Below are 26539 nucleotides of genomic sequence, written 5' to 3'. Positions count from 1 at the left end.
GCTCAGCGGCGGCGGTACTCCAGCTGCGGGCGGCCGGGGGAGCCGTAGCGGGGCGCGCGGTCCGCGACTCCGGAGTCGGCGAGGTGCTCGAGGTAGCGGCGGGCCGTCACCCGCGAGATGTCGAGGCGGGTGGCGAGCTCGGCCGCCGAGAGGCCGACGGGGCCCAGCAGTGCGGTGACGGCCTCGAGGGTCTGGGCCGAGAGCCCCTTGGCCAGACCCGGGGCGTTGGAGGTGCGGAGCGCCGCGAAGGCCCCGTCCACCTCGTGCTGGCTGGCGACGTCGGCGCCGTGCATCCGCTCGCGGTACGACCGGTAGCTGGCGAGCTTGGCGGCGAACGCGCTGAAGACGAACGGCTTGATCAGGTACTGCACGATGCCGGCGGCGACGGAGGCGCGCACGTTCGCGGCGTCGCGGACAGCGGTGATCGCGATGACGTCGACGTCCAGGCCCGCCGCCCGGACGGCCCGGCAGAGGTCGAGGCCGCCCATGTCCGGCAGGTTCATGTCGAGCAGGATCAGCGCGATGCCCGGGTCCGCGCGCAGCGCCCGGATCGCCTCCGCGCCGCTGCCGGCGACCGCGGCCACCTCGAAGCCGTCGACCCGCCGGACGTAGTCGGCGTGGGCGCTCGCGGTCAGAGGCTCGTCCTCGACGACGAGCACCCGGATCACGACGCCACCCGCGCGGGCAGCGGCAGCTGCACCGTGAACACCGCGCCGACGTGGCGCGAGACCTCGATCGAGCCGCCGAGCCGCTCCACCACCTGCTGCACCAGCGCCAGGCCGATGCCGCGGCCGAAGCCGTCCGACTCCTTCGTCGAGTAGCCGCGCGCGAAGACGTCGGCGGCGCTCGCGACTCCGGGGCCGCTGTCCGACACCTGCACCACCAGCTCGCCCTCCGCGAGGCCGAGGTAGACCTCCACCCACGGCTCGCGGTCCGGAGCGGAGGAGGCGGCCGCGTCGAGGGCGTTGTCGATCAGATTGCCCAGCACCGTCACGAGGTCCCCGGGCTCCAGCCCCTGCGTGCCGGGCTCGAGGTGCGTCTCGAAGTGCAGCTCGACGCCGCGCTCGCGGGCCTGCGCGGCCTTGCCCAGCAGCAGGGCGGCGATCACCGGCTCCTGCACGGAGCCGAGGACCCGGTCGGCCAGGCGCTGGCTGAGGTTCAGCTCGCCGGCGGCGAACGCGAGCGCCTCGTCGGGCCGGCCGAGCTCGATCAGCGACGCGATGGTGTGCAGGCGGTTCGAGAACTCGTGGGTCTGCGAGCGCAGCGCGTCCGAGAGGGTGCGCAGTGACTCCAGCTCGCCGCTCACCCGCTGCAGCTCGGTGCGGTCGCGGAGCGTGACGACCGTGCCCAGGGGGCGGGCGCCGGGGGAGGCGGCGGGCCGCTCGTTCACCACGAGGATCCGCTCGCGGGCCACGACCAGGCGGTCCGAGACGGGCTCGTCGTCCTGCAGCAGCTCGCGCAGGGCGACGGGGAGGTCGAGCTCGGCGACCGGCACCGGCGTCCGCACGCCCTCGAGCCCGAGCAGCTCCAGCGCGTGGTCGTTGGCGAGCACCAGTCGGCCGCGGTCGTCGACCAGCAGCAGCCCCTCCCGCACCGAGTGCAGGACGGACTCGTAGTAGGCGAAGACCTGGCTCATCTGCTCCGGGCCCCGCCCGCCCGTGACCCGCCTCAGGTAGCGGGCGAGGAGCCACGAGCCGAGCGCGCCGAGCGCGACCGCGCCGAGCGCGCCCCACGCGACGACCTGCACGCGGGCGGCGAAGGAGGCGTCCACGGCCGAGAGCGTGACGCCCGCCGACACGAGCGCGACGACCGCGCCGTCGGCGTCCTCGATCGGCGCGACGGCGCGGACGGAGGGCCCGAGCGTGCCGGTGTACGTCTCGGTGAAGGTCCGCCCCTCCAGCGCGGGCTCGATCGTGCCCTGGAACGGCAGGCCGATCCGGTCGCGGTCGCGGTGGGTGTACCGGGTGCGGTCGGGGGCCATGATCGTGAGGAAGTCGACGCCGGTGTCCCGCATGACCTCCTCGGCGTACGGCTGCAGGCTCGCGGAGGGATCCGCGCCGGCCGTCGACTCGAGGACGAACGGATTGTCGGCCACCGTCCGCGCCACGACGAGGCTCCGCTGGGCGGCCTCGTCGCCCGCCCGGCTCCGCGCGTCGAGGGCCAGCACCGCGACGGCCGCTGCGGCGATCAGCAGGATGCTCAGCAGCTGCACGGCGAACAGGCGCGCGGCGATGCTGCCGCGCGGTCCGCGTGCGCTCGGCGTCCTGACCATGCCACTCCCTCGTGAGCGAGCGCTCGGGGCGCCCCGCCGTGAACAGTATGAACGCAACCGTGCCGGGCTCCGGAGGCGGGGCCACCATCGTCCTACCCCCTCACCTCGACGAAGAGAAGGACACCCCCATGGCGAAGACGCCTCAGACGCCGTCCGACCGGCTGATCCCCGCGGTCACCCCTCCGAAGACCCGGCGGCGCATCGACCGGAACCACTGGCTCTACATCGCCGTCATCATCGCCGTGGTCGCCGGCGTCGTGGTCGGACTCGTCGCTCCCGCCTTCGCGGCGACGCTCGAGCCCGTCGGCAAGGCCTTCGTCGGACTGATCAAGATGATGATCGCGCCGATCATCTTCTGCACCATCGTCATCGGCATCGGCTCCATCGCGAAGGCCGCCACGGTCGGCAAGGTCGGCGGACTCGCGCTGGGCTACTTCATCGTGATGTCGACCTTCGCCCTGGCGATCGGCCTCGTCGTCGGCAACATCCTGCACCCGGGCGAGGGCCTCGATATCTCGAGCGCCACCTACGACACCAGCGACCTCAAGGCCGAGAGCACCAGCGACTTCGTCCTCGGGATCATCCCCGTCTCGCTGTTCTCCTCGCTCGTGGACGGCAGCATCCTGCAGACCCTCTTCGTCGCGCTGCTCGTCGGCTTCGCGCTGCAGAAGATGGGCGCCAAGGGACAGCCGATCCTCGGAGCGATCAAGCAGCTCCAGGTCCTGGTCTTCCGCATCCTCTCGATGGTGCTCTGGGTCGCCCCGATCGGCGCGTTCGGCGCCATCGCCGCGGTCGTCGGCAAGACCGGCTGGGGAGCGGTCGTCGCTCTCGCCACCCTGATGATCGGCTTCTACATCACCTGCGCGATCTTCGTGGTCGTCGTCCTCGGCCTGCTGCTGCGCCTGGTGACCGGCGTCAGCATCTTCTCGCTGATGAAGTACCTGGCCCGCGAGTACCTGCTCATCGTCGGCACCTCCTCCTCGGAGGCGGCGCTGCCCCGCCTGATCGCGAAGATGGAGCACCTCGGCGTCTCCAAGCCCGTCGTCGGCATCACCGTGCCCACCGGCTACTCCTTCAACCTCGACGGCACGGCGATCTACCTCACGATGGCGTCGCTGTTCATCGCCTCGGCCACCGGAGCGCCGATGTCGATCCCGGAGCAGATCGGCCTCCTCCTCTTCATGATGATCGCCTCGAAGGGCGCCGCGGGCGTCACCGGAGCGGGCCTGGCCACGCTGGCCGGCGGCCTCCAGTCCTTCCGTCCCGACCTGGTCAACGGCGTCGGTGTGATCGTCGGCATCGACCGCTTCATGTCCGAGGCCCGCGCGGTCACCAACTTCACCGGCAACGCGGTCGCCACCCTTCTCGTGGGCACCTGGACCAAGCAGATCGACATGGTGCAGGTCCGCGAGGTCCTCGGCGGGCGCTCGCCCTTCGACGAGACCACGCTCGGAGCGGACGAGCACGAGGCCCCCGCGTCGGGCACCTCGATCACCGAGGGGATCGCCTCGATCCAGGACTCCGACGAGGCGTCGCGGATGCGCGCGGAGATCGCGGCCAAGCGCTAGCCGATCCGATCGCGAAGGCCCCGCCTCCCGGAACCGGTCCGGGAGGCGGGGCGTCCGTCGTGCGCGGGTCCGTGCCTCCGCACCCCGAGCAGAGGCAGGGTCACCGAGCAGAGCGGCCCGATCAGCACCGCGAAGAGGAGGGTGCCGAGGCCGGCGTCGCCGCCGAGGGCCCAGCCGATGAGCAGCACCGTGAGCTCGACGCCCGAGCGCGCCACCCAGATCGGCAGGCCCGTGCGGGTGTGCAGGCCCAGCATCAGTCCGTCGCGGGGCCCCGGACCGAGGCGGGCGCCGATGTAGATCCCGCTCGCGACCGCCAGCAGCACGAGACCGCCTGCGAAGAGCAGGCCGCGGGCCCACCACTCCTCCGGCGTCGCCAGCACGCGCAGCCCGACATCGATCATCGTGCCGACCACGAGCACGTTCAGCACGGTGCCGAGACCGGGCCGCTGTCGGAGGGGGATCCACAGCAGCAGGACGAGCAGGCCGATCACGTTCGTGAGCAGTCCGATCCCGAGCCCGGTCTGGTGCGCGACCCCCTGGGCGAAGACGGTCCACGGGTCCACGCCGATCGCCGCGCGGATCATCATCGCGTCGGCGAATCCGTAGAGGATAAGGCCCACCAGCAGGCGCGGCACGGGTCGGAGGCGCCACTGGCCCGCTGGGGGAGCGGCGGCGGCAACGGGAGCGGTGAGCGTCATGGACTCATCACAGCGCGACATTGGCCTTCTTCGCGCGGTCCAATCCGGCTACCTTGGACGCATGGCTGATGTCCACTTCGGCGCGCGCGCCCTGCAGACCCTCCTCGGCGACTGGCGCGAGCAGCGCGGCACCCGGCCCGCCTACCTCGCGCTGGCCGACCGGATCCGCCTCCTCGGGATCGACGGCCGCATCCCCGCGGGCAGCCGCCTGCCCGCCGAGCGCGAGCTCTCGGCCCGCCTCGGCGTCAGCCGCACGACCGTGGCCGCCGCGTACCGCGAGCTGCGCGACAGCGGCTACCTCGTCAGCGTGCGCGGCTCCGGCAGCGTCACCCGCCTGCCGGGAGCGGCCGTGCACGCGGTGCCCTCGCTCGCGCCGGACTTCCTCGACTTCACCAAGGCGGCCCTGCCCGCCGTCCCCGAGCTGGCCGAGGCGTACACCCGCGCGGCGCAGGCGGCCCCCGAGCACTTCGACTCCGGCTCCTACGACACCGTCGGCCTGCCGGTGCTGCGCCGCGCGATCGCCGAGCGCTACACAGCGCGGGGTCTGCGCACCGAGCCCGGCCAGATCATGGTGACCATCGGCGCGCAGCACGCGATCGCGCTCGTCGCCCGCACGCTGCTCGCGCGGGGTGACCGGGCGCTGATCGAGGCCCCGACCTACCCGCACGCCTACGAGGCCCTCCGGCTGGCCGGCGCGCGGCTCGTGCCGGTGAACGTCGACGGGGCGGACGGCTGGGACGGAGAGGGCCTGATCGCCGCGCTGCGCGGCACGAGCCCGAGCCTGGCCTACCTGATGCCCGACTTCCACAACCCGACCGGCCGCTCCATGGCCCCCGAGCTGCGGGAGCGGGCGATCGCCGCCGCGGCCCGGCAGGGCACGCTGATCATCGCCGACGAGACGACGGCCGAGCTCGACATCGACCGGCGGATGACGCCGCTGCCGTTCGCCGCCTACGGGCCCGAGGGGACGGTGCTCTCGATCGGCTCCGTCGGCAAGACGCTGTGGGGCGGCATCCGGATCGGCTGGATCCGCGCCGAGCGAGCGGTGATCCGCAAGCTGGCGCTGGCGCGCTCGGCGAGCGACCTCGGCACGCCGATCCTGGAGCAGCTCCTGGTCGCGGACATGCTCGGCCGGATGGACGGCGTGCTGGAGCTGCGGCGCTCGCAGCTGCGCGCGGGCCGCGACCACCTCGAGGCGGCCCTGGCGCGCGCGATCCCGGAGTGGAGCGTGCCGCGGGTCTCGGGCGGCCTCTCCACCTGGGTGGGCCTGGGCCGGCCGGCGAGCTCGCAGCTCGCGCTCGCCGCCCGGACGGCGGGCCTGCTGATCACCGCGGGCCCGCGCTTCGGGATCGACGGCGCCTTCGAGCGCTTCCTCCGCATCCCGATCGGCTACTCGCCCGAGGCGACCGACCGGGCCGTGGAGGCGCTCGCGACGGCGTGGGCGCAGGTCGCCCGGCACCCGGCGGCCGACCCGGGGTACCTCGCCGACGTGGTCTGAGGTGGAGTGCCCGCCGAGCGTGTGAGATCGTTCTCTCATGTGCGACGGGTACGGCTACCTGCTGGTCCACTTCGTGGAGGACCGGACCGGCCACAGCGAGAAGATCTTCCTCTCGCTCAGCCGGGGCGACGATCCGCTGCGCTGGCGCGCGCTCGGGCCGGTGCTGGAGTGGACCGGCGGCACGGGCGGCGTCCGCGACCCCCACATCGTCCGCGGGCCGCGGGGCTTCCACCTCGTCGCCACCGATCTCCGCGTCTGGCGGCCCGAGGGCCCGGACTGGGACCTCTACCGGCACCGGGGGAGCCGCGACCTCGTGGTCTGGGACTCCCCGGACCTCCTCGAGTGGTCCGAGCCGCGAGCGGTCGCCGTCGCTCCCGAGGGCGCGGGCATGGCCTGGGCGCCGGAGTCGGTCTACGACCCGGTCTCGGGTGACTTCCTTGTGCACTGGTCCTCCGGGCTGGCCGAGGACGGCGACCCCGCCTCCGGCGAGACGGGCGACAGTCGCATCCTGCTCTCCCGCACGCGCGACTTCCGCACGTTCACCGAGCCCGAGACCTACCTGCGGCTGCCCGGCGGAGTGATCGACATGACGCTGCTGATCGAGCGCACGGCCGTCCACCGTTTCGCCAAGCAGCACGACGAGGCCCCCGACACGATGCAGGTGTTCCAGCAGGTCGGCTCCTCCCTCCTCGCGGACGACTTCACCACCGTCGCCCGGGGGATCGGGCAGGAGCTCGGCCCGAGCATCGAGGGGCCGCTGGTCTTCCGGCACCACCGCGAGGAGCGCTGGTCGCTCTGGGTCGACCAGTACGCTCTCCGCCCCTACGGCTACCGCGCCTACACGAGCACCGACCCGGCCTCGGGCCGCTGGGAGCTCGCGGAGGAGTTCGACCTGCCCGAGGACACCAAGCACGGAGCGGTCCTCCCGCTCACCCGATCCGAGTACACGGCGCTCGACGAGCGCCACCCCGCCTGAGAGGCCCCGCATGACCGACTTCAGCCCCCGTCTCGCCGACGCCCTCGTCACCGTCCTCGGTGCCGACGGCGCTCCGCTCGCCCACGCCGACGTGACGGTCGAGCAGCGACGCCACGCCTTCGCCTTCGGCTGCACCCCTCCGAGCACCGACCCCGCGCGCGCCGAGGAGCGCCGGCTCTGGCTCGACCTGTTCGACACGGCGACGCTCCCCGTCTACTGGGGCCGCTTCGAGCCGGAGCGCGGCCGCACCGCGACGGAGGAGGTGCTCGCCGAGGCGCGCGCGCTCGCCGCGGACGGCGTCCGGCTGAAGGGGCACCCGCTGGTCTGGCACTACGTGAAGCCGGAGTGGCTCGACGCGCTGCCGCTGGACGAGGCCGAGCAGCTCCTCCGCGCGCGCATCCGCCGGGAGGTGGGCGCCTTCGCCGGGCTGATCGACACCTGGGACGCGATCAACGAGGTCGTCATCATGCCGCGCTTCGCGAACGAGCCGGACGGCGTGACGAACGCCGTCACCCGCCTCGCCCGCGAGAAGGGACGCGTCGGCATGGTCGAGCTGGCCTTCTCGGAGGCGCGCAGCCTCGGCACCGGACCGGTGCTCGTGCTGAACGACTTCGACCTCGGGCCCGAGTACGAGCGGCTGATCGAGGACGTGCTCGAGGCCGGGATCCGGCCCGATGCGATCGGCCTGCAGTCGCACATGCACCAGGGGTTCCGCGGGGAGGAGCAGATCACGGCGATCTGCGACAGGTTCGCGCGCTTCGGCCTGCCGCTGCACTGGACCGAGACCACCCTCGTCTCGGGCGAGCTGATGCCCGCCGAGATCGAGGACCTCAACGACCACGTGGTCGAGGACTGGCCGACCACCCCGGAGGGGGAGGCGCGGCAGGCGGACGAGATGGTGCGGCACTACGAGACGCTGGTCGCGCATCCGGCGGTCGAGGCGATCACCTACTGGGGCTTCGACGACGCCGGCGCCTGGCTCGGAGCGCCGGGCGGGTTCCTCCGCCGCGACGGGAGCCCGAAGCCAGCCTACGAGGCGCTGCGCTCGCGGATCCGCGGGGACTGGTGGCTCGAGCCGACGGTGCTCCGGACGGACGCCGAGGGGCGCGTCGGCGTCCGGGCCTTCGCCGGGGACTTCGCGCTCTCGAGCGCCGGGGCGGGCGCTGCAGTGAGCCTCCCCGTCGGGTCGTCGACGGCGGAGGTCCGCCTGGGCTGAGGGCGTCCGGGGCCGGCCGGTGGCGCCGGTCGCCCCGTCGCGCGCCCCGGAACGCCGCGTCCCTCCCAACACTCAGTCGGCTGATGGAAGACTCGGAGGGTGCATCTCCTCGCGGTCCTCAGCATGAAGAACCGGGCGCTCATCGCGCTCGTCACCGTCGTCATCGCCGTCTTCGGCGGAGTCGCCCTGACCGGGCTCAAGCAGGAGCTCGCGCCGTCGATCTCCTTCCCGCAGCTCGCCGTCGTCACGTCCTACCCGGGCGCCGCTCCGGAGGTGGTCAACGACGACGTCTCGACGCCGATCGAGACCGCCATCCAGGGGGTGCCGGGGCTCGAGACGACCAGCGCGACGTCCTCCACGGACTCCTCCCTCATCTCGGCGTCCTTCACCTACGGCACCGACCTCGCCACCGCCGAGCAGAAGATCCTGCAGGCGGTCAACCGGATCAAGAGCACGCTCCCGGACGGCGTCGACCCGCAGGTGGTCACCGGCTCCCTCGACGACCTGCCGGTGCTGCAGCTCGCCGTGTCGAGCGACGGCGACGCGGACGCGCTGGCCGAGCGCCTGCGCACCACGGTCATCCCGGACCTGGAGAAGGTCGAGGGCGTGCGCGAGGCGGCGCTCGTCGGCGAGACCGCCCAGCGCGTCACGATCACTCCGGACGACGCGGCGCTCGCCGCGGCCGGCCTCTCGACCGGCGACATCCGCTCGGCCCTGCAGCAGAACGGCGTGCTCGTCGCGGGCGGACAGATCACCCAGGACGGGTCGACCTTCTCGGTGCAGTCGGGCGTCAAGCTCGACTCGACCGACGCGATCGCGGCGCTGCCGCTGCTGCCGTCCGCAGGTGCCTCCGCGGGTGCGGGCGGCGCCGGTGCGTCAGCGGGCGCGGGTGCCTCCGCGGGTGCCGGGGCTTCCGCCGGCGGCTCCGACGTCGGAGCGGCGGCGGGAGGCGCGGCCGTGACCGCAGAGCCGACGGTCACCACCCTCGGCTCCGTCGCGACCGTCGCCGTCACCGACGCCCCCGTCACCTCGATCTCGCGCGTCAACGGCCAGCCCGCCCTGACCCTCTCGATCACCAAGCTCCCGGCCGCGAACACCGTCGACGTGTCGACCGGCGTGGCCGCGCTGCTCCCGGACCTCGAGGAGTCGATCGGCGACAACGCAGCCTTCACCCCGGTCTTCGACCAGGCGCCCTACATCCAGGAGTCGATCGCGTCGCTCGCGCAGGAGGGGGCGCTCGGCCTCGTCTTCGCCGTGCTGGTGATCCTGCTGTTCCTGCTGTCGGTGCGCTCGACCCTGGTCACGGCCATCTCGATCCCGACCTCGGTGCTGATCACCTTCATCGGCCTGCAGACGGCCGGCTACACCCTCAACATCCTGACCCTCGGTGCGCTCACCATCGCGATCGGGCGTGTGGTCGACGACTCCATCGTCGTGATCGAGAACATCAAGCGGCACCTCGACGCGGGCGAGGACCGGGCCCGGACCATCGCGGTCGCCGTCCGCGAGGTCGCCGGCGCGATCACCGCCTCCACGATCACCACGGTCGCGGTGTTCCTGCCGATCTCGTTCGTCGGCGGCACCACGGGCGAGCTGTTCCGGCCCTTCGCGCTGACCGTGTCGATCGCCCTGCTCGCCTCCCTCGTGGTGGCGCTGACGATCGTGCCGGTGCTCGCCTACTGGTTCCTCCGCCCCTCGAAGCGGCCGGCGGTGCGCCAGGCCGCGCAGGCGGCGCTCGCGGAGGAGCGCGCGGCGGCCGGAGGGGCACCCGCCTCGGGCGTCCCGGCCGACACCGCCGCGCCGGTCGACGAGGCCCCGCACCACGGCGCCCACGCCGCTCGCCGCCGGGCGCGCGGGCTGCAGTCGGTCTACGGCCCGATCATCCACTGGACGCTGAAGCACTCGGTCGTCACCGTCCTCCTGGCGCTGCTCGTGCTCGTCGGGACCGGTGCGCTGTACCCGCTGATGAAGACGAACTTCCTCGGCTCCAGCGGGCAGGACACCTTCACCGTCACCCAGACGGTCCCCGTCGGCCAGAGCCTCGACGCGCAGGACGCGACGGCGCAGCAGGCGAGCACGGCGATCCTCGGCGTCGACGGCGTCGAGACCGTCCAGCTCACCGTCGGCTCCTCCGGCGGCCTGCAGAGCGCGTTCGGCGGGGGAGGCGGCGGCGGCACCTCGATCCGCTACTCCGTCACCACCGATGAGTCGGCCGACCAGGAGGCCGTGCAGGCGGACGTCCGCGACGCGCTGTCGGGCGTCGCCTCGGCCGAGGACATCAGCGTCGCCGCCTCCTCCGGCTTCGGCGCCTCCTCGGACATCGAGGTCGACCTCTCGACCGCCTCGCAGAGCGACCTCCAGAGCGCGAGCGACCAGCTCCTCGAGGCCCTGCGCGGGACCGACGGGATCAGCCAGGCCGAGAGCAACCTCTCCTCCTCGCTGCCCTACATCGCGGTGCGGGTCGACCGCGACGCCGCGGCCCGGGCGGGTCTCAGCGAGGTCGCCGTGGGCACGATCGTCAGCCAGGCGCTCCAGCCCAGCCAGGTCGGCAGCGTCGTGATCGACGACCGCACCCTCTCGATCTACCTGGCCGACGGGCAGCCGCCGGCCACCGTGGACGAGCTGCGGAACCTCGAGGTGCCGACCCTCACCGGCACCGTCGCGCTCTCCACCCTCGCGGCGGTCGAGCAGACGGACGGTCCGGCGAGCATCACCACCGAGCGCGGGCAGCGCACCGCGACCATCACCGTCACCCCGGAGGGCGACGACCTCGCCTCGGCCAACGTCGCCGTGCAGAACGCGATCGACGCGACGGCGCTTCCGGCCGGTGTCGACGCCTCCCTCGGCGGAGTGACCGCCGACCAGGCCGACGCGTTCTCGCAGCTGGGCATCGCGCTGCTGGTCGCGATCCTGATCGTCTACGTCGTGATGGTGGCGACGTTCCGCTCGCTCCTGCAGCCGCTGCTCCTGCTCGTGTCGGTGCCGTTCGCGGCGACCGGCGCGATCCTCCTGCAGGTGATCACCGGCGTGCCGCTGGGCGTGCCGTCCCTGATCGGCGTGCTGATGCTGATCGGCATCGTCGTCACGAACGCGATCGTGCTCGTGGACCTGGTGAACCAGTACCGCGACCGCGGGATGCCGGTGCGGGAGGCGCTGCTGCACGGCACCGAGCGGCGGCTCCGGCCCATCCTGATGACCGCCCTCGCGACGATCTTCGCCCTGCTGCCGATGGCGCTGGGGATCACGGGCCACGGCGGCTTCATCTCGCAGCCGCTGGCGATCGTCGTGATCGGCGGCCTGGTGTCCTCGACGGTGCTGACCCTCGTGGTCCTGCCCGTCGTCTACAACCTGGTCGAGGGGTATCGTGAGCGGCGGCGTGCCGCCCGCGCCGGGAAGGCGTCGGCATGACGGACATCAGGGATGCGGCCGAGACGGTCGGCTCGCGCTGGCGCAGCGGCCCGGAGCGCGCCACCGCGGTCCTCGACGAGATCGGTCCGGAGCGCTTCGTCGCCCGCGACTTCCGCCCGGGCACGCTCCGGCACCTCGTCCTGATCCGCTTCCGCCCGACGGCGCTGGTCGCCGAGGCGGACGAGGTCACCCGCCGCTTCCTCGCCCTGGCCGACGAGTGCGTCCGCGACGGACGGCCCTACATCGAGTCGATCGAGACCGGGCCGCAGCTGAGCATCGAGGGCGCGGGCGAGGGCTTCGACCGCGCGTTCCTGCTGACCTTCTCCTCCGAGGGCGACCTGCACTACTACCTGGGCCGGCCGGCCGTCGAGCACCCCGCGCACTGGGATCCGGCGCACGACGCGTTCAAGGAGTTCGTCGGGCCGTTCGTCGACACGGCCGGCATCGTCGCGTTCGACTTCCGACCCGAAGAGCACTGATGGCGACTCCCGACTTCGTGCTGCGGCTGCGCGAGCGGATCGGGACCGAGCTGCTCTGGCTCACCGGCGTGACCGCGGTGATCCTCCGCGAGGAGCCGGCGCTCGAGGTCCTGCTCGTCCGGCGCGCCGACACCGGAGCCTGGACGGCCGTCACCGGGATCATCGACCCGGGCGAGACCGTCGCCGGCACCGCCCGCCGCGAGGCGCAGGAGGAGGCGGGCGTCGAGATCGAGGTCGAGCGCCTCGTGCAGGTGCACACCCTCCCGCCGATGCAGTACCCCAACGGGGACCGCTCGCAGTACCTCGACCACGTGGTGCGCTGCCGCTGGATCTCGGGGGAGGCCCACGTCGCGGACGACGAGTCGACCGAGGTCGGCTGGTTCGCGCCCGACGCGCTGCCGCCGATGTCGGACGAGCACCGCGCCCGGATCGAGCGGGCGCTGTCGGACGAGCCGGGCTGCTCGATCGACTGACGGCGGGCATGCGCGCCGGACGAGGCGGGGCCGCCTCTCGGGAGCGGCACACGCCTCGGATCGGGCGCTGCTCAGACCGGACGCGCGAAGCAGAGCACCGCGTCGTCGCCGACGTGGGCTCCGAAGCCGTCGATCGCCGTGAAGCCGAGCGCCCCGGCCGCTGGGGCGAGCTCCGGAGCGGCGGCCAGGCGCAGCGTGCGGATCCGCTGCACCCGCGCCCACGACTCCGCCGCCGCGACGAGCCGTCGGGCGACTCCCGTGCGCCGGTGGACGGAGGCGACCACGAGCTCCAGCACCTCGGCGAAGTCGTCCGGGCCGGGAGCGAGCACCAGGGCGCCCGCCGCTGCCCCGTCGATCCGGGCGATCAGGACGCGGGCGTGCGGGGGCGGGACCGCGGCGAGGAGGCCCTCCGCTCCGGCTGCGTCCTCGAGGCGGACGACGACTCCGCTCACGAGCCCAGGTGGGCGCGGAGGAACTCGACGACCCGAGCGCGCAGAGCGTCGTCGAGCAGCGCGATCGAGTGCAGCGAGCCGGGGAGGACGAGGAGGTCGACCCTCGAGCCCGCTCCGCGCAGCGCCTCGGCGAAGCGGGTCGACTGGCTGAGCGCGACCCGTTCGTGCGCCGCGTGCGCGATGAGGAACGGCGGCTCGGAGCCGTCCACCTGCGCGAGGGGCGAGGCGGCGGTCGCAGCGGGGCAGGAGGCGAGGTCCGCGCAGTCGAGGTAGCTGCGCACGGCGGCCGCGACTCCGACCACCGGGTCGTCGTCGGCGAGGCCGGCGGCGCTGAGATCGGAGGGACCGCTCAGGTCGACCACGGCGGCCAGGCGCGACGAGGTCGACGGCAGCGTGCCGAGCAGAGAGGCGAGGTTGCCGCCGGCCGAGCCGCCGAAGGCCGCCACCCGCTCCGGATCGATGCCGAAGCGCGCGGTCTGCTCCGGCTCGAGCAGCCAGTCGAGGGCGGCCGTCACATCGTCGAGCTGCGCGGGGAACACGGCGGCGGGCGCGAGGCGGTAGTCGACCGAGACGGCGACGAACCCCTCCGATCCGAGCCACTGGCAGATCGGGCGCCAGTTCGCGTCGGCCTTGCCTCCACGGGCCCAGCTGCCGCCGTGCACGACGAGGACGGCGGGCCGCGGCTCCGCCGACGGGGCAGGGGAGGAGCAGACGTCGACGCTCTGCCCGATGCTCGCGTCGTAGACGACGTCGGCCGTCACGCTCACGCCGGACCAGTCGGGTGCAGGTGCCGCTCCGAGCGCCTGCGCCACCGGCTCCGAGACGGGAGTGGTGCTCGCGCAGCCCGAGAGGAGGAGTGCGAGGGCGGCCAGGACCGCGGCGACGCGTCGCGGGGATCGGGTGGGCTCGCGCATGAGTGCGATCAGCGTACGGGGTGCCCGGCGCCCCGGATGCGGCACCCCCGCGATCAGGGGGTGCCGGGCTCGCGCTGCAGTCGGACCAGGACGACCCCCGCGAGGATCAGCGCGCCGCCGCCGAACTGGATCGGCGCGGGCAGCTCGCCGAGGATCAGCCACGCGGCCGCGATCGAGAACAGCACCTCCGTCAGCCCGACGAAGGAGGCTATCCGCGTGCCGAGACGGCGTCCGCCCTCGATCCCGAGCAGATACGCCAGCACCGTCGACATGCCGAGGATCACGCCCGCGGGGAGGAGCCAGCTGACCTCCGCTCCGACGAACACCACCTCTCCGAACGTCGCGCGCAGCGGTGTGACGCCGAGCGCCCCGAGTGCCAGCAGGATCGCGGCGCCGACCGTCATCGCCCCCGCCGTGAGCGCGATCGGCGGCAGCTCCGGATCCACTCGACCGGCGATGACGTAGTAGACGCACAGGCCGAGCGAGGCGGTCAGCGCCCAGGCGATGCCGACCAGCTCGGGGGTCGACTCGCCGGACAGGTCGAGCACGAGCACCAGGCCGCCGAGCGCGAGAGCGGAGCCGGCGAGGGTGAAGCGGCCGGGGTGCCGGCGGGTGCGCGCCCAGGCGAGGAGGACGAGGAACACCGGCGCGAGGTACTCGATCAGCAGGGCGACGCCGACCGACATGTGCTCGATCGCGCTGTAGAAGCAGAGCTGCGCGGCGATCACGGCGAAGACTCCGTAGAGGGCGATCGTGCCGAGGTTGCGGCGGAGCACGGGCCAGCGGCCGCGGAGGGACAGGACCGCCGGGATCGCGAGGATCAGGGCGGCGCCGCCCGCGCGCCAGAGGACCGCGGACGCCGGCGTCCAGCCCGCCTCGAGGAGCGGCTTCACGAACGGCCCGCCCAGACCGAACGCCGCCGACGCGGCCAGCGCCGCGACGAGGCCTGAGCCGAGGCGCCGTGCAGGCGCGGGCGCGCTCGCGGCGGGGAGGGTGACGGCGGCGGTGCTCTCGGCGGTCATGGCCGGCTCCTTCAGGAGTCAAAAGGATTACACTCGTGACAGCGAGCTGATCGCACACTACTGAGCCGCACTGTCAGGAGTCAACATGGTGTTCGCCTATGACGTCGAGGCGTCACTGACCTCCACCGCCACCCTCGTCAACACGCTCCCCGAGCTGTCGCCGTCCGGCGAGGACGAGATGGCGACGATCGAGCAGCTGGACGACTTCCTCCTCGAGAACCGGTACACGGGCAGCCGCGACGGATCGGCCGAGGAGCTGGAGGCCGTGCGGGCGATTCGCTCCTCCCTCCGCACACTCTGGCTCACGCGGGCCGAGGAGGACCTCGTCCCCGTCGTCAACGGGATGCTCGACTCCGGCCGCGCGCTCCCGCAGCTGGTCCGGCACGGACCCTACGGCTGGCACCTCCACGCGACGCGCGACGAGAGCCCGCTCGCCACCCGCATCCTGGTCGAGGCCGCCATGGCGTTCGTCGACGTGATCCGCGGCGACGAGCGCGAGCGGATCCGCGTCTGCGCGGCGGAGGACTGCGAGGCGGTGCTCGTGGACTTCTCCCGCAACCGCTCGAAGCGCTACTGCGACACGGGCAACTGCGGCAATCGCGCGAACGTGGCCGCGTACCGGGCTCGGCGGGCGTCGCAGTAGCGGACGGGCGGTAGCTGCGCACGGGCTCGCGCGTCGATCGTGCTGCGGCTCGGGGTCGGGGGGCTGTATGCGGGGCGACTCCGCGGGGGACCGGTTGCGGAGATGCGCGACTCCCGGGCTTCGCGGCTCCCGGGCTTCGCGGCTCCCGGCTTTCGCGGCCCCCGACCTGAGCGGCTCCTGGCCGCACGTCTCCCCGCCCTAGCCAGGCTCCGGGGCCGCGTGTAGACTCGCTCGGTCGGCTCTTGACACCGTGCGTTCTCGTGCGGATGGGTTTGTTAGTCAAGTGGGCCGAGTCTCCGACAGTCGTCGTGAGACGAATCACATGTGTGAATCGGCCCCGGTCAATGACTCGCCCGGGTTCTCCCCCCTGCTGCCCCGCAGCAGTCCAGCGCACGGACGCCCCTCACGACGGGGCTCCTCCGGCGTCGCCTCCTCGCGCACGACCTGAACCCAGGAAGAACTGCCATGCCCAAGAACAAGAAGCCCGCCGGCGGACGTCCGGCCAAGAACTTCGAGCCCAACCGCTTCGGCGCCTCGAGCGGCAAGTCCCAGCTCGGCGGCCGCTCGCGCTTCCCCGGCGCCAAGCCGGGCTCGCGCAGCGAGGGCCACCGCGGATTCCGCGCCGTCGACGAGAACGCCCCCAAGAAGGCGCGCTGGAACGCCGACGAGCGCGCCGAGCGGGCCACCGAGCGCGCCGATCGGCCCGCCCGCGGGAACGACCGCGACGAGCGGCCCTCTCGCGGCTACGACCGCGACGCGCGTCCGGCGCGCTCGAACGACCGTGACGAGCGTCCGGTCCGCGGGTACGACCGCGACGCACGCCCGGCCCGCTCGAACGATCGCGACGACCGTCCGGCCCGCTCGAACGATCGCGACGATCGTCCGGCGCGTTCCTACGGGCGCGATGAGCGTCCGGCGCGTTCCTTCGACCGGAGCGACCGCCCGGCCCGTTCCTTCGACCGTGACGCGCGTCCGGCCCGCTCGAACGACCGCGACGATCGTCCGGCCCGCTCCTACGGACGCGACGAGCGTCCGGCGCGTTCCTTCGACCGGAGCGACCGCCCGGTCCGTTCCTTCGACCGTGACGCGCGTCCGGCCCGCTCGAACGACCGCGACGATCGTCCGGCCCGCTCCTACGGACGCGACGACCGGCCCGCCCGTACCGGCGACCGCGACGAGCGCCCCTCGCGCGGCTACGACCGCACCGAGCGTCCCGCCCGCTCGTTCGACCGCAGCGACCGTCCGGCTCGCTCCTTCGACCGGGACGCGCGTCCCTCGCGCGGCCACGACCGAGGCGACCGCCCGACCCGCTCGTTCGACCGCGACTCCCGGCCCTCGCGCCGCGACTCCGGCTCGGACTTCTACCCCAGCCGCGACGCCCGCGCGCCGCATCAGGCCGACGACGTCGTGCTCGAGCGCCTCGAGGCGACGGCCACGCTCGCCGTCGACGTCGAGGGCGTCACCTTCGGCGACCTCGGCCTGGGCGGGAACATCGTCCGGATGCTGACCGAGCTCGGAGCGGCCGCGCCGTTCCCGATCCAGGCCGCGACCATCCCCGAGGTGCTCGCCGGCAAGGACGTCCTCGGACGCGGCAAGACCGGCTCCGGCAAGACCATCGCCTTCGGCGCCCCCGTCGTCGAGCGCCTGATGGAGAACAACGGAGCGAAGGGCCGCAAGCCGGGCCGCGCTCCGCGCGCGCTCATCCTCGCGCCGACCCGCGAGCTCGCCATGCAGATCGACCGGACGATCCAGCCGATCGCCCGCTCCGTCGGCCTGTTCACGACGACCATCTACGGCGGCGTCCCCCAGTACAAGCAGGTCGGAGCCCTCCAGCGCGGAGTCGACATCGTCATCGCGACGCCGGGCCGCCTCGAGGACCTCGTCGAGCAGGGCCGCCTCGACCTCTCGAACATCACCATCACGGTGCTCGACGAGGCCGACCACATGTGCGACCTCGGCTTCCTCGAGCCCGTGCAGCGCATCCTCCGCCAGACCGCCGACGGCGGCCAGCGGCTGCTGTTCTCGGCCACGCTCGACAAGGGCGTCGCGACGCTCGTGGACGAGTTCCTGGTCGAGCCGAGCGTCCACGAGGTCGCCGGCGAGGACCAGGCGTCCTCGACCATCGACCACCGCGTGCTCCTGATCGAGCACCGCGACAAGGCCGAGATCATCGAGCAGCTCGCCGCCCGCCAGGGCAAGACGCTGATCTTCGCCCGGACCCGCGCGTTCGCGGAGCAGCTCGCGGAGCAGCTCGACCACGCGGACATCCCCGCGACGAGCCTCCACGGCGACCTCAACCAGTCGCGCCGCACCCGCAACCTCGCACTGCTCACCAGCGGACGCGTGGACGTGCTGGTCGCGACGGACGTGGCCGCGCGCGGCATCCACGTCGACGACATCGACCTGGTGATTCAGGCCGACGCTCCCGACGAGTACAAGACGTACCTCCACCGCTCCGGCCGCACCGGCCGCGCGGGCAAGACGGGCACGGTCGTGACGCTCATCACGCGCAACCGTCGCCGCCGCATGGAGGAGCTGCTCGACCGGGCCGAGATCGAGGCCGAGATGATCGAGGCCCGCCCCGGCGACCGCGTCCTGCGCGAGATCAGCGCCCCGGCCGAGTAGCCGCCGACCGCACGACGACGAGGCGCGGACCCCTGCATCGGGGTCCGCGCCTCGTGTCGTTCGTGGTGGGCGCTGTGGTGCGGCGTGACGGCGAGTGTCGAGTCGTGGTGACCCTCCGACTCCGCACTGCGCAGGGCTCCGCGCTGTGCGGCTTCCCGTGGGGCGGCGCTGCGTTGCGCGACTCTGTGCTGGACGGCTCTGTGCTGGACGGCTCTGCAGTGCCCGGCTTCGCGGAGGGCTTCTGCACGCACGAACGCCGAAGGGCGGACACCGCGAGGTGCCCGCCCTTCGGCGTGTTCACCGGCCGGAGCCGGTGAGGGGAATCAGCTGGCCGGGGGGGTCAGCACGGTGTCGATGAGGTAGACGGTCGCGTTGGCGGTCTGGACGCCACCGCAGATGACGGACGCGTCGTTGACCTTCAGGTCGTCGCCGGAACCGGTGACGGTGAGGTTGCCACCCTGGACGGTGGCGTGGTCGCCGGCGATCGCGTCAGGGGCGATCTGGCCGGGGACGACGTGGTAGGTCAGGATCGAGGACAGCGTGGCGGCGCCCTCGGGGGTCTTGAGGGAGTCGACGGTCGCGGCGTCGAGCTTGGCGAACGCGTCGTCGACCGGGGCGAAGACGGTGAACTCGCCGCTGTTCAGCGTGTCGACGAGGTTGACGTCGGGGTTGAGGCCACCGGAGACCGCAGCGGTCAGGGTGGTGAGCAGCGGGTTGTTCGACGCGGCGGTCGCGACGGGGTCGAGCGACATGCCCTCGACCGAGCCGGCGCCGTCCGGGACCTGCTCGGCGTAGGCGGCACAGCCGGGGCCGACGAGGTTCGCGGCCGGGTCCATGGTCGCCATGGGGGTCGAGGAGGCGGAGGCCGACGAGGTGGCCATCGGGGTCGCCGCGTCGCTGGCGGCGGTGGTCGAGCCGCTTCCGCTCGAGCAGGCGGTGAGGCCGAGGGCGGCGGTGCCCAGCAGGGCGAATGCGGCGAGGGCGGAACGCTTGGTGGATCGCATGGGATTACTCCTTCGTGAGACGGCCCCCACGTGATGCGGAGGACCTGTTCTGTGTGGACCGTTTCGCGGCCGTTGACATGTGTTCGGAGCCCTCCCTGCGGGGGTTTGGATTTCTTTCGGTGATCTAGGTAACGGCTTCGTAACGGCAAGGATCCGGAACGCGGGGGGCTGCTCCGCCGCGTCGATTACCCTGGAGACGTCGCGCGCACGCGTCGACGCGACGAGAGGACGGGCGAGTGCAGACCCGAGGTGCACGAGTGGCTCGCGGCGTCGCCGCCGCTCTCGCCGCGACCGCCACGGCCGCCGCCTCCCACACGGTCGCGGGCGCCGAGACCCCCGCTCCTGCCGTGCTCGCCCTCGCCGCGGCGTTCGCCGTCGTCGTCTGCGTCCTCCTCTCGGGGCGCCGTCCGTCCCTTCCCCGGCTGACGCTCTCCGTGCTCCTCAGCCAGATCGCGTACCACGGCCTCTTCCTCATCACGGGCAGCGGTGGGGAGGTGAGCGTGGTCGGGACGACGGGCACCGGCGCGCACTTCCACGATGGGTCGACCATCGAGCTGATCGCCGGCGGAGGCGGACACGCGGCTCACGCGCCGGTGATGCTCCTCGCCCACCTCGCTGCGGCTGCCTTCACGATCGCGGCGTTCCGGTACGGCGAGCGCCTCTTCTGGACGCTGGGAGCAGGCCTCCACCGCGTCGTCGTACGGATCGTCGCCCGCGCGTCCGCGGTCGCGCTCCCGTCGGCACCCGGCGTCTCGATGACGGGCACCCCCGAGCCGCGGGCGCCCCGATCCCTCGACGCGGTCCTCTCGATCCTCCGGCACCGCGGGCCGCCGCTGCGGGTCCTCCGCGCCGCCTGACGCCCCTCCCGTGCGGGAGCGGCTCCGGTCGGCGCCCCGCACGCACCGCGGACCCGCGCTGCGTCCAGAATTCCCGGCCCCGCGCCGGATCTCCCCCGAGGACACGACCGTCATGACCCGTTCTTCTTCTTCTTCTTCCTTCTCGCGGCTCCGCCTCGTCGGCAGCGGCGCACTCGTCGCCGCCGGATCGATCGCGCTCGCTGTCGCCGCGCCCACGGCGGCCAGCGCCCACGTGACCGCGGCGGCGAGCAGCACCGCCGCCGGCTCGTACACGGTGGTGACGTTCTCGCTGGCCCACGGCTGCGAGGGCTCGCCGACGACGGGACTCACGATCACGATGCCCGACGGCATCAACTCGGTCAGCCCGACGATCAACCCGAACTGGGACGTCGTGAAGAACGAGGTCGCGATCGCCGACCCGGTCACCGACTCCCACGGGAACACCGCGACCAAGCGGGTCTCGGACGTGGTCTACACGGCGAAGACGCCCCTCGCCGACGGCTACCGCGACACCGTCGCCCTCCAGCTGCAGCTCCCCGAGGACGCGGCGGGCTCCACGCTGGAGTTCCCCGTGCTGCAGACGTGCGAGACCGGCAGCACCGCCTGGGACCAGCCGACCGTCGACGGCCAGGACGAGCCCGAGCTGCCCGCTCCCACCGTCGCGGTGACCGCGGCGGTAGCGGGGTCCGGCCACGGGGGCGGACACGACGACGACGGCGACGGTGACGACGCGGTCGCCACCACCGCCTCGGCGACGACGGCCACGAGCGGCGACGACGTGCTCGCCCGCATCCTCGGAGTCGGCGGGCTCGTCGTCGGCGCGGTCGGCGTGGCCGTCGGGCTCGCCTCCCGCCGTCGCGGACCCCGGGCGTCGGCGTGACCCGTCGGAAGGCCCTCGTCGCCGCGACCGCGATCGGGCTGCTCGGTTCGATCGCGGTGGCGGCGCCCGCCAGCGCGCACAACTACCTCGTCTCGACGACTCCCGCTGCGGACTCGACCGTGACGGAGCAGCCGGGAACGCTGGTGCTGACGACGAACGACGACCTGCTCGTCCTCGGGACAGACGGAACGGCGGCAGCTCTGCGCGTCGTCGGGCCGGACGGGCTCTACTACGGCGACGGCTGCGTCAGCGTCGTCGGGCCGGAAGCGTCGATGCCGCTCGAGCTCGGCGCGGCGGGGGAGTACGAGGTGACGTGGCAGGTCGTGTCGACCGACGGGCACCCCGTGTCGGGCCAGTACGCGTTCGACTGGACGCCGGCCGACGGGACCGCGCTCGCCGACGGGTCGGACTCGGTCCCGGACTGCAACGGCACCGTCGCGGTCTCAGGAGGACAGGCCGAGTCCGCCGACGAAGCGCAGGCGACGTCCGGATCGGACCCGGCACTCCTCGGGGACGTCCTGTGGATCGGCGGCGCTCTCGCCGCGGTCGCCGCCGCCATCGGAGTGACGCTCCTCGTGCTGCGACGGCGACCCCGCGACTGAGGCTCGTGAGCCTCCTGGGGTGGCGGTCGGTCAGTTCAGGAGGCTCGCGAGGGGCCCCTCACCGAGACCGGTGAGGACGGCCGCCGCGTCCTCGTAGACGGCGACGGCTCCGGCCTCGCGGAGTTCGTGCTCCGAGGTTCCGCCGGAGAGGACTCCGACCGTTGCCAGGCCTGCGCGCTCGGCGGCCAGGACGTCCCAGGTCGCGTCGCCGACCATGACGGCGCGGTCGACGGAGACGCCCGCGCGGTCGAGCGCGATCGAGATCAGGTCGGGTGCTGGCTTGGCGGTCGAGACGTCTGCGCCGCTGGTGACAGCGTGGACGGAGCCGCCGAAGTCGAGGACGTCGAGAAGCACGTCCAGCTCGTTCTGCGGTGCCGAGGTGGCGAGGACGACGTGGACGCCTCGACCGACGAGCGTCGCGACGAGCTCGCGAGCTCCCGGGAGTGGAACGATGCGTGCTGTCATCTCGGCGTAGTTCTTGGTGTGCAGCGACTTCACCAGTGCGCGCTGCTCCTCCTTCACGTCGTCCTCGAGGAGCATGTCGAGCAGCTCCGACGAGTCTGCGCCGATCGCTCGTTGGATGCGCCAGGCGGGGACGACGAGGTCGGCCTGCCAGAAGGCGCGCGACCACGCCTCGACGTGGAGGAAGTTCGTGTCGGCGAGGGTCCCGTCGATGTCGAAGAGCACCGCCGAGGTCCCCGTCGTCGCGTCTTTCCTGTCCTTCGTTCCTGCCATGTCGCTGCCCCTCTTGTCGCTTCCACGCCGATCGGCCCGTGCGTCCACGCTACGCGGGCGCGCCGAAGCGGGCCCGCCCCTTGACCTGCCTGTCTCGACCATCCGACCTGCCCGTGTCACGGCCCGCGGTCTCCGCTCGGACCGTGTCCGCCCTCCGCCCTGTCCGCCGGCTCGCCCGGTCGGGTGACATGCTGCCGTCCCGTCGGGCTCGTCCAGTGCAGCGTGCCGTCCGGCTCCTGCCGGTGGGTCCACCCCGTGGTGTGGCGGAGCCGGTGGTGGTGTCGGCAGAGGTGTGCGAGGTTGTCGACCGACGTGGTGCCTCCGTGCTGCCAGTCATTCGTGTGGTCGACGTCCGCGTGGCGGGTGCTGCGGGTGCAGCCCGGGAACCGGCAGGTCCCGTCGCGGTGCTGGAGGTGGCGACGCAGGTCCGCCGGCACTCGGTAGGAGTCGCGTCCGACGGAGAGGACCGCTCCGCTCTCCGGATGGGTGAGCAGCCGCGTGAACGAGGGAGCACCTGCTGTGAGACGCCGCGCGGTCTCCGGATCGACGGGTCCGTATCCGTCGAGGACGGCGGGCTGGTCGGACCGCCCGAGGAGGGTCAGCGCCGGCACGGTCACCGCGACTTCGGCGCGCACTCCCGCCGGCATCGACGTGCCGTCTCCGTCGGCCGATGTCTCCCCGTCGACCAGCAGCGCAGCGGCGACGTCCGCGCGGAGCTGGCCCAGCGTCCTCTCCTCGTCCGGCAGATCCGCGAGGGAGCGGGCGGCCCGGTCGATCCTGTCCATCGCGCCGAGCACATCGGGAGCTGCGGTGTAGAGGTGCAGGATCGCCATCCCGTCGTCGAGGCCCTCCACCCAGAGCGCGCGTCGACGGGCGCAGTCCCGATGACGTTCGCTGAGCGTCTGCGGGTGCAGCCGTTCCCGGAGCGACCGGAGGGCGCGTCGCAGCTGGGGCGGCGTGCAGGCGACCGCGATCGTCGCGGCCTCCTCGTCGAAGCGCCCACGGACCTCGGCGGGGACGTCGAGCGCTCCTCGCACCACGAGTCGCGCGTGCTCGGGGGAGAGCGCTCCGTCCGCGAGTGCGCGCAACGTCTCCGGGAGGTCGTTCACCAGCAGGCGTGCCTCGTCGACCAGTGCAGAGGCGTGCGCCTCCGAGACCCGGAGTCCCGTCGCGAGCTCCGCGATCAGCGCCCGGTGCGCCGCCTCCGCCCGATCCACCTGCACCTGGACGTGCTCGCCGACGAGCGCCGCGGGTGCCGCCATCGCGAGGCGGCGTGCCTCCTCGACTGCCCGGTACCGGGATGCCTCGACGGCGGACCGCTCAGCGTGCCGTGAGCCGGCGAGCGCGAGCGCCTCCGTGAGCGCGTCGTCTACTGTCGCCGATTCCTTCATGCCCTGATCTCACCGGACGAAGTCTCGCCGTGGGCCTCGGGAGCGCCGTTTCATCGGACAGCATCGCGAAGAACCGTCTGTGGAGGAGCGTCGCCCCCCTCACACCTTCCGCGGCACCGTGAACACGGTCTCCACTCCCGCCGAGTACAGCACCGAGTCCGGCGCGCGCGTCGCCAGCCCGGGGAAGCCCGCGGCGTCGAGCAGCCCGTCGTCGAGCGCGAGCAGCTCCGCGCGTCGCAGCGGCCACGGCCGGTGCAGGTTGCGGCCGTACCAGGTGGAGCCCAGGTGGCGCTCGTGGTAGGCCCAGCGTGCGGTGAGGAACGAGCCGAGCGGGTCCTCGTCGACCGGCTCGCCCGGGCGGACGACGATCCGGGAGCGGGCGGCCGAGTCCGAGTGCCGGATCGTGTCGTAGATCACCGCGCCGTGGCGGTGCTCGATGCTCATCCGGGCCCAGCGGTAGGGGAGCCCGAACACCGCCTGCGCGGTGAGCACGGGAAGGAGGTGGGAGGCGTCGAGCGAGACGAACACGACTCCGCGTCGTCCCTGCTCGTCGACGGAGTAGAGCCGGACGTTCACCTCGGGGAAGGTGCCGAGCCAGGGCACCCGCGGGCCGCCGAGGAAGGCCGTCCGCGAGAGCCGGAACGGGATCAGGCCCACCCAGGAGGAACCGTCGTGCTCGTCGGGCCTCGTCCCGGCCGGGAGGTGGGGCGCCACCAGGGCGGGGTCGACCCGCCAGTGCAGGAACGTCGCCTCGGTCCAGCGCTGTTTCAGGATGCGCGGTCCGCCGAGCGCGGGCGCGGAACGGGTGACGGGTTCGACGGATCTCACGCGCCCATCGTGCTCCGATGTGCTGCGAGCTCGCCCGTGCAGGCGCGCTCAACGGCGTGCGACGAGTGCCTTCAGTGTCTCCAGCACCAGGGCCACCGGTGCGGAGGAGGCGGCGGAGTTGCGCACGACGGCCTCGAGGGAGCGGACGGGCCGGGGACGGACGACGGGCACGGCGCGGACGCCGTCCGGCAGGCGGTGGGCCGCGAGCTCCGGCAGGACCGTCACTCCCATGCCCGCGGCGACGAACGCGGCGGCGGTGATGTGGTCGTTCGCCTGGACGTGGAAGGGCGGCGCGAACCCGGCGGCGGCGCAGGCCTCCACGACGTTCCGGCGGCACCAGCCGGTGGGCAGGTCGTTGTCGACCCAGCGCTCGTTCGCGAGCTCGGCGAGGTCTATCTCGCTCCGTGAGGCGAGCGGATGACCGTCGGGCAGGACGACGAGGTAGGGGTCGTCGAGGAGGTGGTGCGCCGTGAATCCGGGGGCGGTCGGCTCGGAGGAGGCGACGAGGAGCTGCACGTCGGGGCGCGCTCCGAGGTCGTCGTCGAGCTCCTCTCCCAGGCGCAGATCGAGGGCGAGGCCGGGGAACGCGGCGGTCAGCCGGCGGGCGACCTCCGGCATCCAGGCGCTGCCGACGGAGGCGAAGTACGTCACCGAGAGGCGGCCGGAGCGGCCCTCGCGCAGCTCCTCCACCACGGCCTCCGCTTCGGCGAGGCGCTCGAGGACGCGGTCCGCCTGGGCGGCGAGGGCGCGTCCGGCTGGGGTCGGGCGGACGCCGCGGCCCACCCGCTCCAGCAGGGTCAGTCCGGTCTCGCGCTGCAGAGCGGAGAGGTGCTGGCTGACGGCGGAGGACGTGTAGCCGAGGCCGGAGGCGGCTCCCGCGATCGAGCCGGAGGCGACGACGGAGCGGAGGATGCGGAGCCGGTGCACGTCGAGCATGAGACGACCGTACAGTCCGGCTGAACGATCCGACAGTGAACGGAACTGGTGCTGAATCCCCGGCAGCGCCACGATGGCCTCATGACCGACGTCTCCTCCTCCGCCCCGCCCTCCACGAGGGACGCCCTCCTGCTGTGGGGCGCGATCGCGGTCACCGTCCTGCTCTGGGCGTCGGCCTTCGTCGGCATCCGCGCCACGACGGAGGACTTCGGCCCGGGCACGCTGACCCTCGGCCGCATCGTGGTGGGGTCGCTCGCGCTCACGGTGGTGCGCGTCGTCCTCACCGCCCGGAGGCGCCGCTCGGAGGCGGCTCCGGATCCGCGCACGGCGGTCCCGCGCGGGCGCCTCCTCCTGCTCGTGCTGGGCTGGGGGGTCGCCTGGTTCGGGGTCTACAACCTGGCGTTGAACGCTGCGGAGCGGCACGTCGACGCGGGGACGGCGGCGCTGCTGGTGAACATCGCGCCGATGATCACCGCCGTGCTCGCCGGGCTGCTGCTGGGGGAGGGGTTCCCCCGCCGTCTCCTCGCCGGGATGCTCGTGGCGCTGACCGGCGTCGCGGTGATCGCGTTCTCCACCTCCACCGGGCAGTTCGACGTGATCGGCGTCGCCCTCGGCCTGGTGGCCGCCGTCGTCTACGGCAGCGCGGCGACCCTGCAGAAGCGCCTGCTGGGCCGGATCGACGCGCCGACGATGACCTGGCTCGGCTGCCTCGCCGGCACGGTCGCGTGTCTGCCCTTCGCACCGGAGCTCGTCGAGGCGCTCGCCGCCGCTCCGCTCTCCTCGATCCTGGCCGTGGTCTACCTCGGGATCTTCCCGACGGCCGTCGCCTTCACGACGTGGGGGTACGTCCTCGCGCGCTCCAGCGCGGGTCGCACCGCGGCGTCCACCTACGCGGTGCCCGCGGTGGTCGTGCTGCTGTCCTGGCTCGTCCTGGGCGAGACCCCGCCGCTCGCCGCGCTGCTCGGAGGCGCGCTCGCCCTGGCCGGAGTCGCGGTGGCGACGCTGCGGAGGCGCCCGAAGGCGGTCTGACCGGCGGCGGATGCTCCTCCACAGCCGCCCGAT

Annotated in this window: 24 protein-coding genes; 13 read left to right on the top strand and 11 right to left on the bottom strand. The window is 73.2% G+C overall.

Going from position 1 to position 26539, the window contains the following annotated elements; all coding sequences use genetic code 11:
- Window positions 1-2 precede the first annotated feature (2 nt).
- Together C5B98_RS03775 and C5B98_RS03770 are read right to left on the bottom strand one after the other, a co-directional pair.
- Complete coding sequence (locus C5B98_RS03775) at window positions 3-668, bottom strand: response regulator (protein WP_104327354.1); 666 nt, start codon at window positions 666-668, stop codon at window positions 3-5.
- A complete protein-coding gene (locus tag C5B98_RS03770; RefSeq protein ID WP_104260395.1) occupies window positions 665-2272 on the bottom strand; it encodes a sensor histidine kinase in 1608 nt (535 codons plus the stop codon). The genes C5B98_RS03775 and C5B98_RS03770 overlap by 4 nt, the downstream gene beginning before the upstream one ends.
- 128 nt (window positions 2273-2400) lie before the next feature.
- Between C5B98_RS03770 and C5B98_RS03765 the strand changes: the two genes are divergently transcribed.
- On the top strand, window positions 2401-3840 hold the full coding sequence (locus tag C5B98_RS03765; protein ID WP_104223811.1) for a cation:dicarboxylate symporter family transporter: 1440 nt from the start codon (window positions 2401-2403) through the stop codon (window positions 3838-3840).
- Here the strand turns inward: C5B98_RS03765 and C5B98_RS03760 are convergent.
- Window positions 3837-4538 carry a YitT family protein gene (locus C5B98_RS03760; protein ID WP_374953046.1) on the bottom strand — a complete coding sequence of 234 codons (702 nt, stop codon included), beginning with the start codon at window positions 4536-4538 and terminating at the stop codon, window positions 3837-3839. The genes C5B98_RS03765 and C5B98_RS03760 overlap by 4 nt on opposite strands.
- Window positions 4539-4599: 61 nt before the next feature.
- Between C5B98_RS03760 and C5B98_RS03755 the strand changes: the two genes are divergently transcribed.
- From C5B98_RS03755 to C5B98_RS03730, 6 genes are all read left to right on the top strand, one after another.
- Window positions 4600-6036, top strand: a complete 1437-nt coding sequence (locus C5B98_RS03755; protein WP_104257666.1) for a PLP-dependent aminotransferase family protein — start codon at window positions 4600-4602, stop codon at window positions 6034-6036.
- A 37-nt stretch (window positions 6037-6073) separates the two neighbouring features.
- Window positions 6074-7012: a glycoside hydrolase family 43 protein gene (locus C5B98_RS03750; RefSeq protein ID WP_104327353.1), complete on the top strand. Its 939-nt coding sequence runs from the start codon at window positions 6074-6076 to the stop codon at window positions 7010-7012.
- Between the two features lie 10 nt (window positions 7013-7022).
- Entirely contained in the window at window positions 7023-8228 is a 1206-nt protein-coding gene (locus C5B98_RS03745) for an endo-1,4-beta-xylanase (RefSeq protein WP_104246897.1), read from the top strand.
- 99 nt (window positions 8229-8327) lie between these two features.
- Window positions 8328-11636, top strand: a complete 3309-nt coding sequence (locus C5B98_RS03740) for an efflux RND transporter permease subunit (protein ID WP_104327352.1) — start codon at window positions 8328-8330, stop codon at window positions 11634-11636.
- On the top strand, window positions 11633-12115 hold the full coding sequence (locus C5B98_RS03735) for a Dabb family protein (RefSeq protein WP_104327351.1): 483 nt from the start codon (window positions 11633-11635) through the stop codon (window positions 12113-12115). The genes C5B98_RS03740 and C5B98_RS03735 overlap by 4 nt, the downstream gene beginning before the upstream one ends.
- Window positions 12115-12588, top strand: a complete 474-nt coding sequence (locus C5B98_RS03730) for an NUDIX domain-containing protein (protein WP_104226172.1) — start codon at window positions 12115-12117, stop codon at window positions 12586-12588. The genes C5B98_RS03735 and C5B98_RS03730 overlap by 1 nt, the downstream gene beginning before the upstream one ends.
- Before the next feature lie 71 nt (window positions 12589-12659).
- On the opposite strand, the gene C5B98_RS03725 is transcribed toward C5B98_RS03730, so the two are convergent.
- From C5B98_RS03725 to C5B98_RS03715, 3 genes are read right to left on the bottom strand one after another with little or no spacing between them, the layout of a single operon-like run.
- The gene (locus C5B98_RS03725) at window positions 12660-13040 is read right to left on the bottom strand and encodes a GNAT family N-acetyltransferase (RefSeq protein WP_104327350.1); all 381 of its coding nucleotides are present in this window, start codon (window positions 13038-13040) and stop codon (window positions 12660-12662) included.
- A complete protein-coding gene (locus C5B98_RS03720; protein ID WP_104327349.1) occupies window positions 13037-13954 on the bottom strand; it encodes an alpha/beta hydrolase in 918 nt (305 codons plus the stop codon). Before C5B98_RS03720 ends, C5B98_RS03725 begins: the two co-directional genes overlap by 4 nt.
- Window positions 13955-14007: 53 nt before the next feature.
- Window positions 14008-14976 carry a DMT family transporter gene (locus C5B98_RS03715; RefSeq protein ID WP_104257663.1) on the bottom strand — a complete coding sequence of 323 codons (969 nt, stop codon included), beginning with the start codon at window positions 14974-14976 and terminating at the stop codon, window positions 14008-14010.
- An 85-nt stretch (window positions 14977-15061) separates the two neighbouring features.
- Here C5B98_RS03715 and C5B98_RS03710 point away from each other — a divergent pair, with 85 nt between their 5' ends.
- Window positions 15062-15619 carry a CGNR zinc finger domain-containing protein gene (locus C5B98_RS03710; protein ID WP_104226176.1) on the top strand — a complete coding sequence of 186 codons (558 nt, stop codon included), beginning with the start codon at window positions 15062-15064 and terminating at the stop codon, window positions 15617-15619.
- A 465-nt stretch (window positions 15620-16084) separates the two neighbouring features.
- Window positions 16085-18244, top strand: a complete 2160-nt coding sequence (locus tag C5B98_RS03705) for a DEAD/DEAH box helicase (RefSeq protein ID WP_104327348.1) — start codon at window positions 16085-16087, stop codon at window positions 18242-18244.
- Window positions 18245-18567: 323 nt separating this feature from the next.
- On the opposite strand, the gene C5B98_RS03695 is transcribed toward C5B98_RS03705, so the two are convergent.
- Window positions 18568-19248, bottom strand: a complete 681-nt coding sequence (locus C5B98_RS03695) for a fasciclin domain-containing protein (protein ID WP_104327346.1) — start codon at window positions 19246-19248, stop codon at window positions 18568-18570.
- A gap of 257 nt (window positions 19249-19505) precedes the next feature.
- On the opposite strand from C5B98_RS03695, the gene C5B98_RS03690 reads away from it, so the two are divergent.
- From C5B98_RS03690 to C5B98_RS03680, 3 genes are all read left to right on the top strand, one after another.
- Entirely contained in the window at window positions 19506-20105 is a 600-nt protein-coding gene (locus C5B98_RS03690; protein WP_104327345.1) for a hypothetical protein, read from the top strand.
- A gap of 112 nt (window positions 20106-20217) precedes the next feature.
- Window positions 20218-20985, top strand: coding sequence for a YcnI family protein (locus C5B98_RS03685; RefSeq protein ID WP_104226179.1), 768 nt, complete (start codon window positions 20218-20220; stop codon window positions 20983-20985).
- Window positions 20982-21587 carry a copper resistance CopC family protein gene (locus C5B98_RS03680; protein ID WP_104273642.1) on the top strand — a complete coding sequence of 202 codons (606 nt, stop codon included), beginning with the start codon at window positions 20982-20984 and terminating at the stop codon, window positions 21585-21587. Before C5B98_RS03685 ends, C5B98_RS03680 begins: the two co-directional genes overlap by 4 nt.
- A gap of 30 nt (window positions 21588-21617) precedes the next feature.
- Here C5B98_RS03680 and C5B98_RS03675 read toward each other — a convergent pair whose 3' ends face one another.
- The 4 genes from C5B98_RS03675 to C5B98_RS03660 form a co-directional block, all read right to left on the bottom strand.
- Window positions 21618-22322: an HAD family hydrolase gene (locus tag C5B98_RS03675; RefSeq protein WP_104327344.1), complete on the bottom strand. Its 705-nt coding sequence runs from the start codon at window positions 22320-22322 to the stop codon at window positions 21618-21620.
- Window positions 22323-22438: 116 nt separating this feature from the next.
- A complete protein-coding gene (locus tag C5B98_RS03670) occupies window positions 22439-23713 on the bottom strand; it encodes an HNH endonuclease signature motif containing protein (protein ID WP_104327343.1) in 1275 nt (424 codons plus the stop codon).
- 99 nt (window positions 23714-23812) lie between these two features.
- Window positions 23813-24541 carry a YqjF family protein gene (locus C5B98_RS03665; RefSeq protein ID WP_104327342.1) on the bottom strand — a complete coding sequence of 243 codons (729 nt, stop codon included), beginning with the start codon at window positions 24539-24541 and terminating at the stop codon, window positions 23813-23815.
- A gap of 48 nt (window positions 24542-24589) precedes the next feature.
- Window positions 24590-25477 carry a LysR family transcriptional regulator gene (locus C5B98_RS03660; RefSeq protein ID WP_104262737.1) on the bottom strand — a complete coding sequence of 296 codons (888 nt, stop codon included), beginning with the start codon at window positions 25475-25477 and terminating at the stop codon, window positions 24590-24592.
- Window positions 25478-25558: 81 nt separating this feature from the next.
- On the opposite strand from C5B98_RS03660, the gene C5B98_RS03655 reads away from it, so the two are divergent.
- Window positions 25559-26506: a DMT family transporter gene (locus C5B98_RS03655; protein WP_104223832.1), complete on the top strand. Its 948-nt coding sequence runs from the start codon at window positions 25559-25561 to the stop codon at window positions 26504-26506.
- The last annotated feature ends 33 nt before the right edge of the window (window positions 26507-26539 follow it).

The sequence above is a fragment of the Rathayibacter sp. AY1A5 genome, assembly GCF_002930875.1.
GTDB lineage: Bacteria > Actinomycetota > Actinomycetes > Actinomycetales > Microbacteriaceae > Rathayibacter.
Note: the sequence above shows the minus strand (reverse complement) of the source record. Positions and strands in the feature narration are given on the sequence as shown.

What these genes read in the sequence shown, in the direction of transcription:
- C5B98_RS03770 (WP_104260395.1), bottom strand. Translation starts at nt 2,272, where the DNA reads ATGGTCAGGACGCCGAGCGCACGCGGACCGCGCGGCAGCATCGCCGCG.
- C5B98_RS03760 (WP_374953046.1), bottom strand. Translation starts at nt 4,538, where the DNA reads ATGACGCTCACCGCTCCCGTTGCCGCCGCCGCTCCCCCAGCGGGCCAG.
- C5B98_RS03735 (WP_104327351.1), top strand. Translation starts at nt 11,633, where the DNA reads ATGACGGACATCAGGGATGCGGCCGAGACGGTCGGCTCGCGCTGGCGC.
- C5B98_RS03695 (WP_104327346.1), bottom strand. Translation starts at nt 19,248, where the DNA reads ATGCGATCCACCAAGCGTTCCGCCCTCGCCGCATTCGCCCTGCTGGGC.
- C5B98_RS03685 (WP_104226179.1), top strand. Translation starts at nt 20,218, where the DNA reads ATGACCCGTTCTTCTTCTTCTTCTTCCTTCTCGCGGCTCCGCCTCGTC.
- C5B98_RS03705 (WP_104327348.1), top strand. Translation starts at nt 16,085, where the DNA reads ATGCCCAAGAACAAGAAGCCCGCCGGCGGACGTCCGGCCAAGAACTTC.
- C5B98_RS03715 (WP_104257663.1), bottom strand. Translation starts at nt 14,976, where the DNA reads ATGACCGCCGAGAGCACCGCCGCCGTCACCCTCCCCGCCGCGAGCGCG.
- C5B98_RS03765 (WP_104223811.1), top strand. Translation starts at nt 2,401, where the DNA reads ATGGCGAAGACGCCTCAGACGCCGTCCGACCGGCTGATCCCCGCGGTC.
- C5B98_RS03745 (WP_104246897.1), top strand. Translation starts at nt 7,023, where the DNA reads ATGACCGACTTCAGCCCCCGTCTCGCCGACGCCCTCGTCACCGTCCTC.
- C5B98_RS03675 (WP_104327344.1), bottom strand. Translation starts at nt 22,322, where the DNA reads ATGGCAGGAACGAAGGACAGGAAAGACGCGACGACGGGGACCTCGGCG.
- C5B98_RS03660 (WP_104262737.1), bottom strand. Translation starts at nt 25,477, where the DNA reads ATGCTCGACGTGCACCGGCTCCGCATCCTCCGCTCCGTCGTCGCCTCC.
- C5B98_RS03750 (WP_104327353.1), top strand. Translation starts at nt 6,074, where the DNA reads ATGTGCGACGGGTACGGCTACCTGCTGGTCCACTTCGTGGAGGACCGG.
- C5B98_RS03655 (WP_104223832.1), top strand. Translation starts at nt 25,559, where the DNA reads ATGACCGACGTCTCCTCCTCCGCCCCGCCCTCCACGAGGGACGCCCTC.
- C5B98_RS03710 (WP_104226176.1), top strand. Translation starts at nt 15,062, where the DNA reads ATGGTGTTCGCCTATGACGTCGAGGCGTCACTGACCTCCACCGCCACC.
- C5B98_RS03730 (WP_104226172.1), top strand. Translation starts at nt 12,115, where the DNA reads ATGGCGACTCCCGACTTCGTGCTGCGGCTGCGCGAGCGGATCGGGACC.
- C5B98_RS03720 (WP_104327349.1), bottom strand. Translation starts at nt 13,954, where the DNA reads ATGCGCGAGCCCACCCGATCCCCGCGACGCGTCGCCGCGGTCCTGGCC.
- C5B98_RS03755 (WP_104257666.1), top strand. Translation starts at nt 4,600, where the DNA reads ATGGCTGATGTCCACTTCGGCGCGCGCGCCCTGCAGACCCTCCTCGGC.
- C5B98_RS03670 (WP_104327343.1), bottom strand. Translation starts at nt 23,713, where the DNA reads ATGAAGGAATCGGCGACAGTAGACGACGCGCTCACGGAGGCGCTCGCG.